This window comes from Amycolatopsis sp. WAC 04169 (genome assembly GCF_003947535.1).
GTDB classification, from domain to species: domain Bacteria; phylum Actinomycetota; class Actinomycetes; order Mycobacteriales; family Pseudonocardiaceae; genus Amycolatopsis; species Amycolatopsis keratiniphila.
In genome coordinates this window covers 59,904-76,209 of record NZ_QHJI01000020.1, presented here as the reverse complement: position 1 = coordinate 76,209, position 16,306 = coordinate 59,904, and the positions used below count along the sequence as shown (strand labels likewise).

General features: G+C 67.6%; 11 protein-coding genes. 5 read left to right on the top strand and 6 right to left on the bottom strand.

All coding sequences use genetic code 11. The annotated features are described in order from the left end of the window. The first annotated feature begins 73 nt into the window (after nt 1-73). A complete protein-coding gene (locus DMC61_RS40105) occupies nt 74-6,151 on the top strand; it encodes a hypothetical protein (RefSeq protein WP_125695646.1) in 6,078 nt (2,025 codons plus the stop codon). On the opposite strand, the gene DMC61_RS40100 is transcribed toward DMC61_RS40105, so the two are convergent. The 5 genes from DMC61_RS40100 to DMC61_RS40080 all read right to left on the bottom strand — a co-directional run bounded on the left by DMC61_RS40100 (nt 6,152) and on the right by DMC61_RS40080 (nt 11,861). Then, complete coding sequence (locus tag DMC61_RS40100) at nt 6,152-7,240, bottom strand: WXG100 family type VII secretion target (RefSeq protein ID WP_125695645.1); 1,089 nt, start codon at nt 7,238-7,240, stop codon at nt 6,152-6,154. It abuts the gene before it with no gap. After that, nucleotides 7,240-7,563 carry a hypothetical protein gene (locus DMC61_RS40095; RefSeq protein WP_125695644.1) on the bottom strand — a complete coding sequence of 108 codons (324 nt, stop codon included), beginning with the start codon at nt 7,561-7,563 and terminating at the stop codon, nt 7,240-7,242. Before DMC61_RS40095 ends, DMC61_RS40100 begins: the two co-directional genes overlap by 1 nt. Before the next feature lie 656 nt (nt 7,564-8,219). Then, nucleotides 8,220-8,984 carry an enoyl-CoA hydratase-related protein gene (locus DMC61_RS40090; RefSeq protein WP_125695643.1) on the bottom strand — a complete coding sequence of 255 codons (765 nt, stop codon included), beginning with the start codon at nt 8,982-8,984 and terminating at the stop codon, nt 8,220-8,222. 25 nt (nt 8,985-9,009) lie between these two features. After that, nucleotides 9,010-10,299 carry a hypothetical protein gene (locus DMC61_RS40085; protein WP_125695642.1) on the bottom strand — a complete coding sequence of 430 codons (1,290 nt, stop codon included), beginning with the start codon at nt 10,297-10,299 and terminating at the stop codon, nt 9,010-9,012. Beyond that, nucleotides 10,296-11,861, bottom strand: a complete 1,566-nt coding sequence (locus DMC61_RS40080) for an amino acid adenylation domain-containing protein (protein WP_199750222.1) — start codon at nt 11,859-11,861, stop codon at nt 10,296-10,298. The genes DMC61_RS40085 and DMC61_RS40080 overlap by 4 nt, the downstream gene beginning before the upstream one ends. Nucleotides 11,862-12,331: 470 nt before the next feature. Here DMC61_RS40080 and DMC61_RS40075 point away from each other — a divergent pair, with 470 nt between their 5' ends. Both DMC61_RS40075 and DMC61_RS40070 read left to right on the top strand, forming a co-directional pair. After that, on the top strand, nt 12,332-12,766 hold the full coding sequence (locus tag DMC61_RS40075; protein ID WP_125695641.1) for a hypothetical protein: 435 nt from the start codon (nt 12,332-12,334) through the stop codon (nt 12,764-12,766). 29 nt (nt 12,767-12,795) lie between these two features. Continuing rightward, nucleotides 12,796-13,188: a hypothetical protein gene (locus tag DMC61_RS40070; protein WP_125695640.1), complete on the top strand. Its 393-nt coding sequence runs from the start codon at nt 12,796-12,798 to the stop codon at nt 13,186-13,188. Nucleotides 13,189-13,564: 376 nt separating this feature from the next. On the opposite strand, the gene DMC61_RS40065 is transcribed toward DMC61_RS40070, so the two are convergent. After that, nucleotides 13,565-14,251: an SDR family NAD(P)-dependent oxidoreductase gene (locus DMC61_RS40065; protein ID WP_125695639.1), complete on the bottom strand. Its 687-nt coding sequence runs from the start codon at nt 14,249-14,251 to the stop codon at nt 13,565-13,567. Between the two features lie 249 nt (nt 14,252-14,500). On the opposite strand from DMC61_RS40065, the gene DMC61_RS40060 reads away from it, so the two are divergent. Beyond that, on the top strand, nt 14,501-15,118 hold the full coding sequence (locus DMC61_RS40060) for a LysE family transporter (protein WP_125695638.1): 618 nt from the start codon (nt 14,501-14,503) through the stop codon (nt 15,116-15,118). A 148-nt stretch (nt 15,119-15,266) separates the two neighbouring features. Then, nucleotides 15,267-15,995 carry a hypothetical protein gene (locus tag DMC61_RS40055; RefSeq protein ID WP_125695637.1) on the top strand — a complete coding sequence of 243 codons (729 nt, stop codon included), beginning with the start codon at nt 15,267-15,269 and terminating at the stop codon, nt 15,993-15,995. The last annotated feature ends 311 nt before the right edge of the window (nt 15,996-16,306 follow it).

Sequence of the window (16,306 nt, the reverse complement as noted above, 5' to 3'; positions counted from 1 at the left end):
CCTGCCCACAAAAGCCATACAATTAGGTAAGGCTGTGCTTACCTGAACAGGTGACGCGCGTCGAAGGTGCCCAGTGAGCGGGGGCGTCCGGTTGCCGCCGGAGCTGCAGTCCTTCTTCCGGATCGGCCTGGGCATGGAATGGCCCGAGTCCGACGAGTCGGGCCTGCGCTCGATCCAAAGCGCGTGGCAGGACTTCGCTGAAGCCCTCAATGCATACCAAGACGCGGTGGCGGCCGGCGCGAGGCTGGTCGACGACGCCATGGACGGCGACGTCGCACGGGCCGGGTCGACGCGGCTGCGGAGTGACGTCTCGGCGGCACTGGCCGAACTGGCCGAACGAAGCGAAGACCTCGCCGACATGGCCAAGACGGCGGCGCTCGACGTCCAGAAGACGAAGATCATCTTCGTCGCGATGGCGGCACTGGCCCTGACCACCGTCATCACCTTGCTCTCTTCCCTGCTCTTCTTCCTCGTCCCAGCAGTGAAAGCGGCGGCACAGGTCGGGCTGCGGGCGGTGCTGCAGAAGCTCATCTCGAGCATGACGAGCCTCACCGTTAAGCAACTCGCCGTAGCGACCGGGCATCTGGCCAAGAACGTCGCCATACTCGCGGGCACCGGCGGCGCGTTCATGGGCGGCCTCGACCTCGGTGTCCAAATAGGACAGATGCTGTTCTCCGACCGGGACGAGATCGACTGGTCTTCGGTCGGCTACTCGACGCTCGGCGGCATGGGCGGAGGTGCCGCGGCCGGGGTCGCTTACGGTGCGTCGCGAGGCGTCCGCGCACTCGTCCGGAGCGAACGGAAAACCGGAGAGGTCTTCGCTCCCCGCACCTTGATCGCGGGCAAGCTGGGCGACGTGGCGGGCCAGGTGATCGCCACCCCGGCAGGCAACGTCTTCGCCAATCTGGCGACCGGCGGCAAAGGCGGTGTCTGGGGAGGTTTCCTCGGCGCGGCAGGCGGTTCCGGCGGGCGAACTGCGAACAACGAAGGGCCGAAGCAGTACTTGCCCGCCTACAGCGACACTCTGCCGCCAGGCCATCAGCTGCTCATCCCCTCGCCCCGCGAAGAACCACCGCCGCCCGCCTACACCCGGGGCGATCGCGTCGCGGCCGAGGCCGAACGCGCCCGGCGGAAACTGGGCAAGCTCCGCCAGACCGACGCGGAGGAGATCTACGCGCAGGCCGCGCACATCGTTTCGCGGCACCACCGGATCCCGGTCATCCTGGACGGCGTCGCGACCGCTCCCGTATGGCAGCTGCGGGAACTGATCAACGACGTCGAGGACGTCGTCGCCGAAAAGATCCACCACACCGATTCCAAGACGGCGGTCGCCAGTTCCTCGATTCTCGCGGACGAACTCGGGACCCGGCGGACCACGGGGATGCCGGGCGGGGCCCCGGCGAGCCGGTCCGAGTGGTATCCCGAGACCGAAGCGGGGCCTTCCAACAGCCGGCACGAGGCCGGGCCTTCGAATCACGCCGGTTCGAGTTCGTCCAGTACGGCCCTCGAATCCTTTCTGGCGCCCGACGTCGAACTGCAGCCCCTCGCTCCGCCACAGTCCGCGAAGACCGAACACGTGCGCACACTCGCGCGTACCAACGGCGTGGTCGCCGAATCGGTGGACGGAACCGCGATCCGGGCGGACGTACGACAGTTGCTCACGGCCGCCGACGTTCCCTCCGCGCGGACGGAACGCATCCTGGACGCGCTGACCGACCTGACGTTGCGGGACAACTTCAAGCTGTTCGCGCACGAGGGCTATGTCGTGACGGACGGGCACGGGCCGGACGTCGTCGAACTGGTCGTCCGCGGGGGTCCGGCCGACAACACGGCGGCGACCACGGGCGGCGGCACCGTCGGCTCGCCGGATCCGGCACGAGCGACCAACATGGTCTCTGGTGGCGCCTACGGCACCGCGACCCAGGACGCCGCTTCCGCCCCGCGACGGCAGGGCGCGCTCGCCGACCGTGTCTCGGCCCCGGTCGCGACCCCGCCGCTCACGTGGCGGACCGTCGATCCCTCGATCGGCGTCAAGGGCGTCACCTCGTCGCCCGGCTGGCGAACCACCGCCACCGACGAACTGCAGACCTCGTCGTCGGTGACCCCGCCGGACAAGTGGACGGGCGAGTCGTTCGACCTGAAGCACACCATCACCCTCGCCCGGCCCGGCGTGCCGGACGAGAGCGCGCTGGGAACCCAACCGGGCGGTGTCGGGCTGAGCGTGCCCGAAGCGCTGCATGACCTGCGCCCGGTCACGGACGGATCCGGTGAGCCCGCCGGGCCGCGGGCCACCTTCCTCAGCGGCGATCACCGGCTGTTCACCGCGATCGGGGACCTGCTGAGGCACGATCCCGCCTGGGCCGCGGCGATGAACACGCCCGGTTCGGCGCCGCGCACCGACCTCCGGTCCCTCAGCGGCAGCGCGACGCTGTCCCAAGCGGGCGAAAGACTTCTGAGTGGTGGCACGCTCTCGCGTAGCCTGCGCCTTCCTCAGGCGACCGGCGGCGCGCTCACCGCTGTCGTCGAACTGTCCGCCGTCATGTCCGACGCCCATGACCACATCGCCAAGGCACGATCGGACGGCGACACCGCCAAGGAGGGCACGGTGAGCGCCCAGGGCCGCGGTCACCGCGCCGAGACCTCCGCCACGGTCACGTCTCGAAGTCCGTTCGACGTCAACGGTTCGCTGGGGTTCGGGTTCCTCTGGAGCATCCACGACCGGCCCAGCGAGATCTTCGGCGACCGGCTCGATTTCCGGTTCGACGTCAGCGGCTTCCGGTCCGCCGCCGAAAACCGTGAGACGACCCGCACCGAGGAGACCACCGCGTCGACGACCTGGTCCTCCACCGGGGAACTGCGGGCGCGAATCAGCGACGTCACCTACGACATCCGCGTCCGGTTCGACGACGGCCGCGAGGTGCGCGGGCAGCAGTTCGTCCCGGAGGGCCGGACCACGTGGGCGGTGGTGGCGGAACCGGCCGCCACCGACGGCGTCACCACCGCCACCTTCGACCCGCGCAAGGTTCTCGGCGCGGCGGAGACACGATTCCCCGGCGCCGAGAACGTCCGCGCCGAACTCGGCAGGCGGCTGCCCGAAGGCGTGCTGCGCACGGAGGACGGCCGCACCGGACACAGCTCTTCAGCCGACAACATCGCGCTGCTGGACAGCCTGGTCTCCCCCGACGGCTTCAAGTCGCGCTCGGCCGACCTCAACGGCGACGGCCTGTCGTTCCTGCTGGTGCGGGAGACGCATCACCTCACCAACCGCTCCTCCGAACTCGTCCACGTCCTCGTCCGTGCCGTCGGGGCGCCGTCCGGGCACCGCCACGGCGACGACGTCCGGGAGGCACCCCGTGACGGTCTGAGCGGTGAGGTCTCCGGCAAACGCAAGATCGAGCAGACCGCCTCGGTCGAAGGGGCCGTCACGGCCGGAGGAAGCGGCGGTCTCGTGATCGGCGCCGGTTCGGCGGCCATGGTGCGCAGCTACGAGCTGTCCGGGGGCGCCAACCGGTCGTTCGGCAACGTGTCGAAACAACTTGGCGTCACGAAGGAATCGGGACAGGGACACGGCTGGTCGGCCGCGGGCGTCACCGGTCATTCCCGCCACGTCGGATATCAGGTGACGATCCGCGAAGGTGCCCGGTCGACGACCTTCCTCGTCTCCGGCGGACTGGCCGAAACGACGGTGGGCGGGCGAACGTCGTTCGAGTCACCCGGCGCCGACGGAAACACCCCCTTCGCCAGGGTCGAGAGCGCCACACCGACCGCTCCGCGGGACTGGACACCGGGCGCGCTGCCGGATCACTTCGCCGTCCACGGCCTCGACCTGCCACCCGGGATCGCCGGCTATCTGGCGAACAAGATGTTCGACGGTCTCAAGGGCCAGCACCTGGCGCAACACCAGCTCCACATGTTCGCCGGAAGGGACCGGCTGGCCGCCGACCTCGACCAGGTCGTGACCGGCACCTACCGGATGCCCCTGCACCGCTATGGCCGGAGCGAGGGCGACTTCGTCGGTTTCGGGGAACGGCTGGGCGAAGCCGGCCTGGCGATCGAGCTGTTCAATCCGCGCGTCGAAGGGCCGCCTCGGAAAGTCACCCTGACCTTCACCGCGAGCACCGGGACCATCCTTTCGCACGGTGTCCAGCGAACCCGGGGCGGCTACACCTACGGCAACGGCCGGGCGGGTATCGCGGGAAACTCCCAAGGCAACCTGTACTCCTTCCCGCAACTGGGATACGGCCGGTTCGGGAGCGATTCCCACGGTGTCACCGATCGCGCCGAACACGAACGCTCCCGGCGCACGACCTACTCCGGTGACGCCTATCTGGTCACCTACGACGCCACCGTGCACCTCTCCGCCCATGAGCATCGGCACTTCGGAGTCGGCCCCTACGACTCGACAACCACGGGCGCCCCGGTCCGCGCCGAGGCGCACCGGCGCGACACCGTCCAGCTCTGGGTCCCGGCCGAGGAGATCGGCCAGATCGGGTTGAAGACCGACGATCCCGTCCCCGCGTCTCCTCCGGACGACCGGCCGCCCCACGCCTACGACACGGGCGACGCGATGTCAGTGCGGCCGGAGACCACCCGGCAGCTGATCTGGTCGATCGAGCGGGGGTTGTCCGAGCTGGTCACCCCCGCCGCCGCGCCACCGTCCTGGTTCGGCCTGGCTTCGTGGGCAGGCGCGAGGGTCGGGCAACTGGTCTTCGGGGCCGGTGACCGGCAAGCCGTGGACGCCCTGCTCGCCCAGGTCCTGCCCGATCTGGCGCCCCGGCGGCTGGAGGAGCTGATGCCGCGGCTGGTAGCCGGTGGACGGAACTGGAACGACTCCTTCGCGGGTCCCCTCGGCGCCATCGACATCGAGCTCGTCCTCAAGGCCCGGGTGCTGCCCGGTCTCTTCGAGCGGACCACGGAGGGCTGGTCGGACGTGCTCACCGCACGCCACGCGAAGTCCCAGGACCAGGTCCACGCCGAAACCGTGTCCCACAGCGCCAACTTCGCCTTCCGCATGCCGCTGTACCTCCCGCACAAGCTGATCCGTGGCATCAATCCCTCAGGCCAGAGCGGCTTGTCCGGGAACACAACGCTCACCACGACGGGAACGGCCAAGACCCAGACGACGGCGACCGCGACCCTTTCCGGTGACGCGGCCGTCCACCGGCACGACGTCGAGTTCACCGTCGAGCTGCGCCGGACGGCGCGTCTGGGCCGGGCCGTCCGTTCGTTCACCGGCGGCCTGACCGACTTCTTCACCGGGACTCCCACGCTGTACCGGGCACCGGACCTTCTGCTGCCGGATTCGGTGCGAAGCCGCACCCTCGTCGCGGAGATCGGCGAAGAGATTCCCGGTGGTGTCATCCGGTCCTTGCCCGCGAAGGCCTACGTCAACCCCCTGGGTGGCGCTGTCGCCGCCGTCGTGACGGACATCGTCGAAGGTGTGCGGGTGGCGGAGGAGGCAGGCGCTCCGCTGCCCCGGGTGCCGTCGGAAGCGGCCGCGGCACGCGACGTCGTGGCGAACGAGACCTCTCCGGAGGTTCTCGCCGCCGCGCTCCCCCAGGCACTGACGAGCGAGGGCCACCGGATCGAAGGGCTGGACGCGGACCCGTTCTACGCGGCAGGCTTCACTCAGCGGAATCCGTTGTCGGCCTTGGTGATCCGCGCGGAACTCGCCGAAGCATGGGTTCGGCCTTCGGTCAGGGACGCCGCCGAGATCGCGGTCACCGAGGTGCAGGATCGGTCGGTGCGTCAGGACACCGCGACCGGGCCGATGTGGAGCACCTTGTTCGGCACGCTCAACGCGAGTCTCTTCCCGAAGACTGCGACGGCGGGCAAGAGCATCGCGGAGGGGCTGATCCCCGGTACCTCGCTGGTCGACCTTCCGGAGGTCCGGGCGGTCGGGCCGGTGCTGGGCTGGATGAACACCACGGGCGTCGGCTCCAGCGGAGTCGTCTCGGAACAGACCGGGAAGACGACCGGCCCGCTGTACCGGGTTCGCGCCCAGGTCACCTGGCGGATCACCCCGGAGTATCGGGGTGCCGCGCGGGCGGAGTGGACCAGGGAAAGGACGGCTTCCGAGCTCGTCTCGTTCCGGACCGACGCCGATGGCCTGCGCGAGATCGGCTTGCGCGCACCGGATCCGGAGCCGTGATCACCGCCCTGGTGCGGTCGCGGCGTCCGGATGCGCGGCGTTCCACTGCTTCTCCGATTCCAGCCAGGCCGCTTCCGCCTGGCTGCGGATGTCGGTCATCTGACGTCCGAAGGTGATCGCGGCCTTGTCGGCCAAGCCGACGTAGTTCGAGCTGCTCTTCGCGTCACTGAGCGACTTCAGCACCCGGAACGTCTCCGGATGGTGCTGCCGCATCCAGTGTTCGAGGAATCGTGCCTTGCGCCTCGGGTCGGCGAGTCCGGGCCCCGCGAGCCATTGTTCGTGCTTCTTCAGCCAGGGAGCTTCGAAGTTCGCCAGCGCGGAACTGGAGGGGGCCGGCGGGCGCGGGCTCACCGCGGGAGTGGCCAGTTCGTCGAGCCGGTCCGCCGAACGGCCGCAGAAACCCCGTAACAGCGAGATCTTCGCGAGCGTACTGGCGACCCCGAGCGCCGCGAGCACGACGCAGCGGGTGGTGCCCACGACCAGCGACGCGCCGAAGGTGAACGGCGCGAGCGCGAGGGCCACCACCACGGTCGCGATGATGTCGCCGAGGACCGAGGTGATGATGTCCCGCACCAGCGCGCGGACCGCGGCGATCACCGCCATGGTCGTCTCCACCACGTACCCGGCCGTTTCGATCGACTCGCTGACCGAGCCCAGCCGGGTGCGGAAGGCGGACAGCACCTCGGCGAACGACTCCGCCGTCTCACCTTCCCAGTCGCCCGTCGCGGTCCGGGTGGCCTTGTCCAGGTCCTCGGCGGCGAGACGGACGTCTTCGGCGTGCCGGTGCAACCGGTCCGCCATGGCCTTGATCTCGGGTGGGTCCCCGGCGAGCAGGTCCAGCGGTGCCCGGAGGAAGGCGACGTGCTCGATGAGCCAGCCCAGGCCGGCCGCGATGAGCTTGCCCAGTGGGTCGAGCACCATGGCGGCGGTGTCGAGGGTCAGCGCGACGACGCCGATCCCGAGTTCCGCCGCCACCACCGCCTGATCGCGGTCGTGCGCCTGCCTGATGGTCGTCGCGAGATAGTTGCCGGTGTCGACGATCCCGGCTCCGGCCGACCAGGTGGCCGGGTCGATCTGCAGCTGTCCCATCAGCGCCACGCGAAACGGGCGAACTCGGCCGCGTTCTCCTCGTCGGTGCGTTCGACGTCGTGTGCGGCTTCGCGGACCGCGCCGGCGAGCTCCGAGATGCGGGTGGCGAGGTCGGTCACCTGGTCGCCGAGCCCGGAAAGGGCCACCCGGCAGGGAACACCGAGCGCTTGGGCGGCGAACACCCCGAACGCCCCGACCTGACCACCGCCGAGGCCGGAAATGCCCCGGGCGACTCCGGTCAAGTCGGCGGAGGTCACGGATTCGAGATGACGGGCGTACCGCTCGAGCTCGGGCACGTTCGCGGAAAGCAACGACGTGGTCATGCCACCAGCATGACGCGGGAACGTTTCCCCGTGCCCCGCCGCGGATTAACCGGAGCTGAACGAAACGTGCTCATCCCGATTTCGAAGGTTTCCGAAGAAAGGGGTATTCCCTCACGAACATGGATCAGGGTCCTGCTGAAGTCGCGTAAGCGGAGGTTGTGAATGGCGATTCGGCTTCTGGCGGACTCGTATTTGGTCACCTACCGGGTCTGTCACGTGGTCTGCCGCTGGACATGGTCGCCGCGGCTTTGGTCAGCGCGGTTCACGTTGCGAACGTGGCTTTCGCAACACCACCACCGACCCAACGGCCCCGGCAGCATCACGCGTCGCGAAAGCCACTTTCAGGACACCACACGCCCCGAAAGTGGCTTTCGCGACACCACACAATGAGCCCCCGCGGTCGCCACAGCCTCGATCAACCCAGCGCACGTTGCGAAAGCCACGTTCACAACGCTGAAGGTTGCAAACGTGGCTTTCACAACACCACCACCCCCAACCCAACGATCCCGGCAGCATCACGCGTCGCGAAAGCCACTTTCAGGACACCACACGCCCCGAAAGTGGCTTTCGCGACACAGCAAGATGAGCCCCGTGAAATGCCCCGGCCGCCGGACCGCCCCCATCCCGAAACCACCCATACACAGGTCGGTCGAGCGTCAACGCCCTTCGAAAGACGGCTTCCGCTTCTCCAGAAAAGCCTGCATTCCTTCTTTTTGGTCGGCGGTGGCGAACAGCGAGTGGAACACGCGGCGCTCGTACCGGATACCGTCCGCGAGCCCCGTCTCCAGCGCCCGGTCGACACAGTCACGGGCCGCCATCGCGGCGATCTTGCCGTACCCCGCGATCCGGGTGGCGGCTTCGGTGACCTCGGCGAGGAGCGTGTCCGCCGGGACCGCCCGGGAGATCAAGCCGATGCGTTCGGCCTCCACCGCGTCGATCAGCCGTCCGGTGAGGATCAGGTCCATCGCCTTCGCCTTGCCCACCAGCCGGGTGAGCCGCTGGGTGCCACCGATACCGGGGATGACCCCGAGGGTGATCTCGGGCTGGCCGAATTTCGCGCTGTCGGCGGCGATCACGAGATCGCACATCATCGCCAGCTCACAGCCGCCACCGAGGGCGAACCCGGAGACGGCCGCGACCTTGGGCGTGCGCAGGGCGGCGAAGGCTTCCCAGCCCCCGAAGTAGTCCTCCGACACCATGTCGGAAACGGTCTTGCCCGCCATCTCGGAGATGTCGGCGCCCGCGGCGAAGGCGCGCTCCGATCCCGTGATCACGAAGCAGCCGACCTCCGGATCCTCGTCCAGGGGCTTCAGGGTGCCGACCAGTTCCTCCATCAGCGCGGTGTCGAGCGCGTTGAGAACCTTGGGGCGGTCCAGATGTGCCCAGACCACTCGCCCGGCGCGTTCGAACCTCACTCGCATGATGTGTCCTTTGTGGTTGGCCGGATCAGGAATCCCAAATGGCGCCGTAGGCCGGGATCCCCCGGCGTTCGAGACCATGGACGACCTGCCAGGTGAGTTTCTTGTTGGAAATGCAGATGACCGCCTCGGCGCCGAAATCGCGGTACGCGGCGTAAGCCAGCTCGACCATGTCCGGTTTCCCGTGCGCTCCGGTGTCCCAGATCCGGGCGTGGGGCTGCACGGCCAGGATCTCGTCGACCAGTCCGTCCCCGTAGGTCACCCGCGGGTTCCGGGTCGCCCAGACCAGCAGCGCGGGAACCTCCTGTGCGAGCAGGTGCGGCAGGCAGGGCCCGATCCCGCTGCCTGTCGCCACGTAGACGACCTTGCGGAACAGGGTCTCGATGTTGGCGACACCCGCCGTCGTGATGCCCTTCACCCACACATGCGACGGCATGTCGTCGATGAACTTGCCCGTCCAGTCTCCCGCGCGGGAGATGGTCAGCCGGAAACCGTGCTCGTCGGGCGCGGGAATGTTGGCGAAGGAGTGCCATTCCCGCAGGGGTGACCGGCTGATCGCGGTGGACGATCCGGCGAAGGGTTTGCGGCCGTGGGTGAACCGGGTCAGCGCGACATGCGACGAAGGCCGTTCGATGGAGACCGGGACCCGGCGCAACCGGGTCCACGGTGCCGCGATGGCCACGGTGAGCACTATCAGCGCCCAGAACTGCGGTGCGGTGAGCAGCGGTTCTCCACTGTGGACGATCCGGGTCATGACCAGCGCCCACAGCAGAACCAGGGTCAGCCATCCGCCGAAACGGTGCGTCAATTCGAACCGGTTGTGGGATTTGACGCGCATCTTCGGCATCGCCGTGACGAGGATCCCGGCGAGCAAGGCCGTCAAGGTGTAGGCCAGCACCAGCACCGCCGTCGGCGCGCCCTGCACCGTGGCCAGCACGACGAAGACCGCGAACCACAGCGATCCGACCACGGAGCCCCCGACGTGGAGACCGCCGAAGTGATAGACCTTGCCCAGCGTCCAGCGCACCTTCAGCGGCCAGGTCACCGGCGCGGCGGTGGCGAGCCGGAACAGCAGGTTGATCAGGCGCTGACGCCGGATGAGCACGGCGAGCGCGAAGTTGGCCAACGAGGCGTCGGCCGCGAAGTCCGGGGTGATCCCCCCGGGTAGCGCGAAGCCCAGTACCACCAGGTTGATCACCAGGACCGAGACGGCCAGCCGATTGTGGTGCATCAGCATCGGATGTTTGAACATCCGGCGCAGCGGCGGGAGCGGTTCCGGGAGCACGACCTTCCCCGTGTGCTCGCCCAGCGCGGTCATCCTGCGTTCTCCTTGTTCCGTGCCAGGTCCGTGAGCAGCCGCTTGTCGATCTTGCCTCGCGACGTCATGGGCAGCTCTGGCACCGGGTAGACGACTTCCGGTGTGCAGTAGTAGGGCAGCGTCTCGGCGACAGCGCGCCGGGCGGCCTCGGGATCGACCGTCGCGGGCTGCACGAACGCCACCAGGGTCCGGCTGTCGAGTTTGAGCGTGACCGCCCTCGTGCACCCGGGCACCCGCTCCAGTACCGCGGACACCGAGTCGAGTTCCACCCGGAAGCCACGGATCTTCACCTGGTCGTCGGTGCGCCCGAAGTGCTCCAGCTGCCCGTCGGACGTCCAGCGCGCCAGATCCCGGGTGCGGAACATCATCCGGCCGCCACCGAGGAACGGGTCCGGCGCGTAGCGCGCGGCGTTGAGGTCGGGGTTGGCCAGGTAGCCCGCCGAGACACAGGCACCGCCCGCCCACATCTCGCCGATCTCCCCGATCGGGCAAGGCCGGCCGGCCTCGTCGAGGACGTAGACGGTGTTGTTCGGCAAGGGTTTGCCGATGGTGAGCAGGTCGGCGTCGGGCCGGTGCGCCTGCATCGTGTTGACGATCGTCACCTCGGTCGGCCCGCAGCCGTTGTAGAACGTCTTCGTCCGCGCCCAGCTGTCGGCCAGCGGCCGCGGGCAGGGCTCCCCGGCGACGGCGACGGTCCGCACCCGTTCGCACCGGTCCGGATCCAGCGAAGCGAGAATGGTCGGCGTCGCGACCAGGACGTCCACCCGGCGAGCCGTCTCCGCGATGTCGTCGCCGCGGATCAGCAGCGTGCCACCGTGGGTGAGACAGCCCAGGATCTCCCATGCCGCCATGTCGAAGGCGATGCTGAGGATCTGCCCCACCACCGTGCCCGGCCGGATCCCCAGGTCACCGGGCTCCGAGTGAAGCAGATTGACCACGTTCGCATGGGTGACCACGACACCGTTGGGCATCCCTGTCGTTCCCGAGGTGAACAGGACATAGCAACCGCGCTCGGGCGGAACATCGACGTTCACGGGCGTGAAGTCCCCGCGTTGGGCCATGAACGAGTCGATGTCGAGGCTGGTCTGTCCACTCGGGAGCGTCACCGGCAAGTCGGACTGCGTGAGCACCAGCCGCGCCCGCGTCGTGGCGAGGATGTGCTTCAGGGCGACCGGACGGGTGACACGACCATCCTGGGGAACGTAGGCGGCCCCCGCCTTCAGGGTCGCCAGGATGCCGACGACCATCGGGATACCCCGCCTCAGGACCAGGGCGACGTTGTCCCCCACCCGCACGCCCCGCGCGACGAGATGGGCCGCCAGCCGATCGGCCTGCCGATCGAGGTCTCCGTAGGTGAGAACCCGGCCCTCGTGTTCGACCGCGATCCCCGCCGGATCGACCGCGGCTTGCCGCTCGATCGCCTTGTGCACCGCTTCGCGGGGAACCGCGCGAGCCGGTCCCCATCCGTACTGCCGGAAAAGCCGACGATCCCCGGCGGGCAGACCTACCGATTCCGGCAGGGTGTCGGTCGATCGCGCCTGGGAATCAACGACTGATGTCATGATGAATTCGCCTCATTCTTGAACTCGCCGACAAAGTGAAGTTGTCGCCGGCGCTGAGGTTCGGTCGGCAGGTTCAGCAGACACTCCAGCAAGATCACTGATTCGGGACGGCTTGATCCTGGCACGGGTCACCCGGCGTAACCGCCGCCGATGTCCGAACTTCTGGCAGAACTGCACTCTTTGCCGTTGCGGCCCGGCCGACCTGGCCGGGACCTCTGTAGTGCTCAGAAGCTTCTGGTCCAGCAGCGAGAGACTGATCTCCCCCGACATGGAGAAGACACCCGACAGACTTCAAAGTTGCTCACACACAGTAATATTCGAGCGGCCGGAGTTCGTGAAGAAATCCCCTCCACCTGCTCGGCATTCCCTGGCCGGACGCCCTTTGCGCACCCTCCGTGCTGCTACAAATTCTCGCCGCGGCGATCCGCTCGAACCGCGACCGGAACCAACGATGGGATGGGAGTTTCCACATGCTGCCGAGAGGCCGCGGCACTCTGGTGGTCCGCACGAATTTCGCGGACCAATGGGCCTGGGACGACCTCTGCGAACTCGTTCGCCAGCGGGCGCGAGACGCTTGTTCGGCGAAGGTCCGGCTGGTGGACGATCCCGACTACGACGGTGCCACTACGGAGGATCTGCTGGACCTCCTGCCCGCGAAATCCGGGTACACGCATCTCGCCGTCGCGGACAAGCTGATCTGGCGGCAGGAGACCGCCGCCCGCGAGCACAGTGTTCTGGTCATGGATCTCCACCGGCACCGCGAAATCTCCCGCCTGTCCACCGCCGCCTTCGCCGAGTCCCTCGTCTCGGCCGCACCGGAGGAAGGCTCGCTCGGCGATCGCCGAGCCGAAGTTCTGCCGTTTCGCGAAAGGCGATTTCCGAGCCGATCCGTAAGCCCGCTCTGATCCGCCGAACCACGTCGAAGGGGACGCCGTTGCAGAACAACGGATCGAAGCGCGAGGTCACCGGCACACTGGTCAAAGTGCTGGCATACCGTCGGGACGACAGGGGCATGAGCCTGGAGCCGTTCGCGAGCCGATGCGTCCGCACCGGTGAGATCCACGAACTCGTCACCACGACTCATACCGACCCCGGAACACCGGTCGACCACGTCGGCTTCCTGGGCTTCGCCGAAATCGACCGGGCCGGCGTGCTCGAACGAGGCGACGAAGTCTGGATCGGCACCAAACTCCTCGGCACCGTGCTCGGCTTCGACGCCGCTCACTTTCCCGACCACTACAGCATTCTCATCCACAACCTCCGGACCATCACGGGGGAAGACATCGGTCTCGAACCCGAACAGCAAGTGCGCTTCCGCGCCTGGTGACGACAAAGCGTCGGCCGTACGTCGCGCATTGACGAACGTCGTGAGTGGCGATTCGGGCTAGAGCCAACCGTGTCTTGAGTACCTACTGGTCCGAAGTCTGTGAAGGCCTCCTTGAGGGACTCTGGGTCCCTCAAGGAGGCCTTCACGGACTAGGAACACAGGTGCGGCGTGAGCGAAGGCGTAATTCGCGTGATCAGGCACGTAACTCGCGTGTCTGGAAGCGGCACTCGCGAGTTACGCCGCTGATCACGCGTCTTACGGCTTCGAGCACGCGAGTGCGGTGCCCCCGGCCTCGTGAGTGGCGAGGACGGTTAGAACCCGAATCGTCACTCACGACCCGCTGTACCGCCACGTCCCGTCGGTTTGTTCGACGAAGTCAGGCGAAGCCTCCATCGACGGTCAGGTTCACCTTGTTGAGCCCGCGGTTCTCCAGCAACGTCACCGAGGCGTCGACGACCTCGCCCATGGTCACGAGCCGGCCGGTGGGCGTCTGAGCCCGTACGCCTTCGAGCAGGTCGGTCGCGCCCGCCCAGTACGGGCTGTCCCCCACCACGCCGGGATGGATCGCGTTGATCCGCACGGGCGCCACCTCCGCGGCGAGGGTGCGCACCATCCCCAGCACTCCGGCGTTGACGATGGAGATGTTCGTGGAACCCGGGTACGGTCGGTCCTTCGCCATCCCGCCGAAGAGCAGTACCGAACTCTCAGGGGTGAGGCGGTCCAGCAACGCGTGCACGACGGTCGTGTAGCCGACCAGTTTCATCGTGACGAGATCGACGGCACCGCCGACGTCGTAGCCCTTCACCGAATTCCGGTCACGCTGGATCCCGACGAGCGCGAGCCGATCGACCGGCCCGACCTCGGCCAGCGCTTCGGTAATGCCTTGCGGCTCGGCCAGATCGACGGCGACGCCTCGTACCGTCTCGCCGATCTCGGCGGCGATCTTCTCCGCCCGTTCGGCGTCCCTCCCGGTCACCACGACGGAGTGCCCGCGCCCCGCGTAGTACTCGCCCAGCTCACGGCCGATCCCGGAAGTACCACCGATGATGACGACATTCGACAACTGTCCGGCTCCTCACTGGTTCCCGCAGATGCTCGAACCGTAGACGGCCTTGTCCACCGGGACCTACCTCGCGTACCACGCCCTGGAACGGCGCCGACGGTCCATCGCCCGAGTGTCCCTGCTTTCGCGAGTGAAGTTCCTACTGTTCCGCGGCATTCGGCGATAACCGTGAAATCAACCCTAAAATGAGAGAATGTCAGCTTCGCTAACACCGAGCTTCCCTCACTCCTCCTCCATTTCGGGTGTCGCGTGTCCCTGTTCGGCACGATAGGCGCGACGGTCGGGATCTATTTCGCCGCCGCGATCACTCCCGGCCCCAATCTCCTTTACGTGGCACATACCGCCTCGGCGACCTCCCGCAAGTCCGCCCTGACGGCCGCGTTGGGCGTCGCTTCCGGCAGTACGACGCTGGCCGGAATCTCCGTTCTGCTGCTCGGCGATCTGATGCCCGCACAAGGAGCGGTGTACCGCCTCTTGCGGCTGGTGTGCGGTCTTTACCTGAGCTACTTGGGGCTGCGAATCCTCCGCGACTTGCGCACCACCGATCCTTCCGCGCCTGGCCAGGTCGTTCCCGCCGCATCACGGGTGTATCTGCGGGGAGTGCTCACTATCGTCACGAACCCTAAGGCGATGCTCTTCTTCGGCGCGTTGACCACGACCGTGCTGCCTCTTTCCGTGCCAACGGCGACACGTATTTCCGCGGTGGCCGCGCTGGCACTGTCCGCGTTCTCGTGGTATTGCCTCGTCGCGATCGCTTTTTCGAGCGAACCGTTTCAACGGCTGTACCGCCGGATCGTCTTCCCGATCGACCTGTCGTCGGGATGCTTTTTCCTCGCGCTGGGGCTGTACCTGGCGTTCGCTCCATGACCGCACAGAAAGATGATCGATGAAATCGGATTCCAAGCCCTCGCGATGGACCACTCGAATAGTCACCCGTGACCATGACGGAGAGATCGCCCGAAGGCTACTGGCCAGATATCGCGCGGTCCACCGGTCACCGGCGATCGTCTCGGCGATGCTGGACCTGGCCGCGGGCTGGGACAAAGACCCGCTTGAAGCGAAGCGTGTGTTCGAGATGAAACGGCCGGAGTGGGAAAACGAGGGCGGCTTTCTGGAGAAGCTCGGCACAGAGGAAATCGGGACATGGATCCTCTCGGACGACTACGTCGTCGCCGAAGCCGCACCACATCCGGCGGAAGACGGCGGCGGATTCGAAGCCGTCGCGCAGCGGATCTACCGGCTGCCCGGGAACGATTGGATCATCCCGGTACTCGACGCCCCGGGGAACGAGGTCTACGACCGCCGGTTGTACGACGAGATGGCCGAGGCCGGTCCGCTTTCCACGGCCTCGTTCGACTACGGCGGAGTCTTGCCGGAATGGGCGGCCCAGGGTGCGGCGGGAGCCGCCAGGCAGGCCGGCTTCACGGAAGTGACCCGGCGATGCGGCGGGTCCGAGGTCCGGTTCCTGGTCGGCTGGATCTACTCGATCCAAGGACTGGTCCTGCACGACCCCGTCGACCGGGCTGTTTTCGGCGATCGCTTGGCTTTGGAAAGGTTCGCCCAGCCGCCGATCGTCAACCGGCGATCGCTCGAAACGAACATGGGAAGCCGGAGGCTGCCGGCCACACTTCTCGGCCTCCGGCGCGACACCCCTCCGGTACCGGTGGTTCTCGGGGAACGCCGCTACGGCCTCGACGTGCATTGGTACGTGCTGGCGATCCCGGTCCGGTCATGCGCCCCGTGAGGTGAGGCGACCCGACCCGATCTCGCGTGCTTGGACACGGATCTCGGCGCCCACCGTCCGCGGCGAACGGACCCGCCCACAGGGGCGTTCCATCCGCTGGAACATCCGCTGGCGGGCGGATCTCACCCGAGCCTAGGGTCGGCCACCTGAATCCGGCCCGTGCACGAGTCGATTCCACCGTCCTTTTCACATTCGCTGAAGCCGAAGGGGAATTCCGTGTCGTTGCAGTACCGCCGGTTCGCCATGCCTTTTCCCTCTCGACTGAACGCTCACGCGCAGCGCGCGGAGGAACACGGCAGAGAATTCGTGCG

Excerpts from the sequence above, each read along its gene's own strand:
- DMC61_RS40080 (WP_199750222.1), bottom strand. The coding sequence starts at position 11,861 with ATGACATCAGTCGTTGATTCCCAGGCGCGATCGACCGACACCCTGCCG.
- DMC61_RS40095 (WP_125695644.1), bottom strand. The coding sequence starts at position 7,563 with ATGACCACGTCGTTGCTTTCCGCGAACGTGCCCGAGCTCGAGCGGTAC.
- DMC61_RS40100 (WP_125695645.1), bottom strand. The coding sequence starts at position 7,240 with ATGGGACAGCTGCAGATCGACCCGGCCACCTGGTCGGCCGGAGCCGGG.
- DMC61_RS40055 (WP_125695637.1), top strand. The coding sequence starts at position 15,267 with ATGCTGGACCTGGCCGCGGGCTGGGACAAAGACCCGCTTGAAGCGAAG.
- DMC61_RS40090 (WP_125695643.1), bottom strand. The coding sequence starts at position 8,984 with ATGCGAGTGAGGTTCGAACGCGCCGGGCGAGTGGTCTGGGCACATCTG.
- DMC61_RS40085 (WP_125695642.1), bottom strand. The coding sequence starts at position 10,299 with ATGACCGCGCTGGGCGAGCACACGGGGAAGGTCGTGCTCCCGGAACCG.
- DMC61_RS40075 (WP_125695641.1), top strand. The coding sequence starts at position 12,332 with ATGCTGCCGAGAGGCCGCGGCACTCTGGTGGTCCGCACGAATTTCGCG.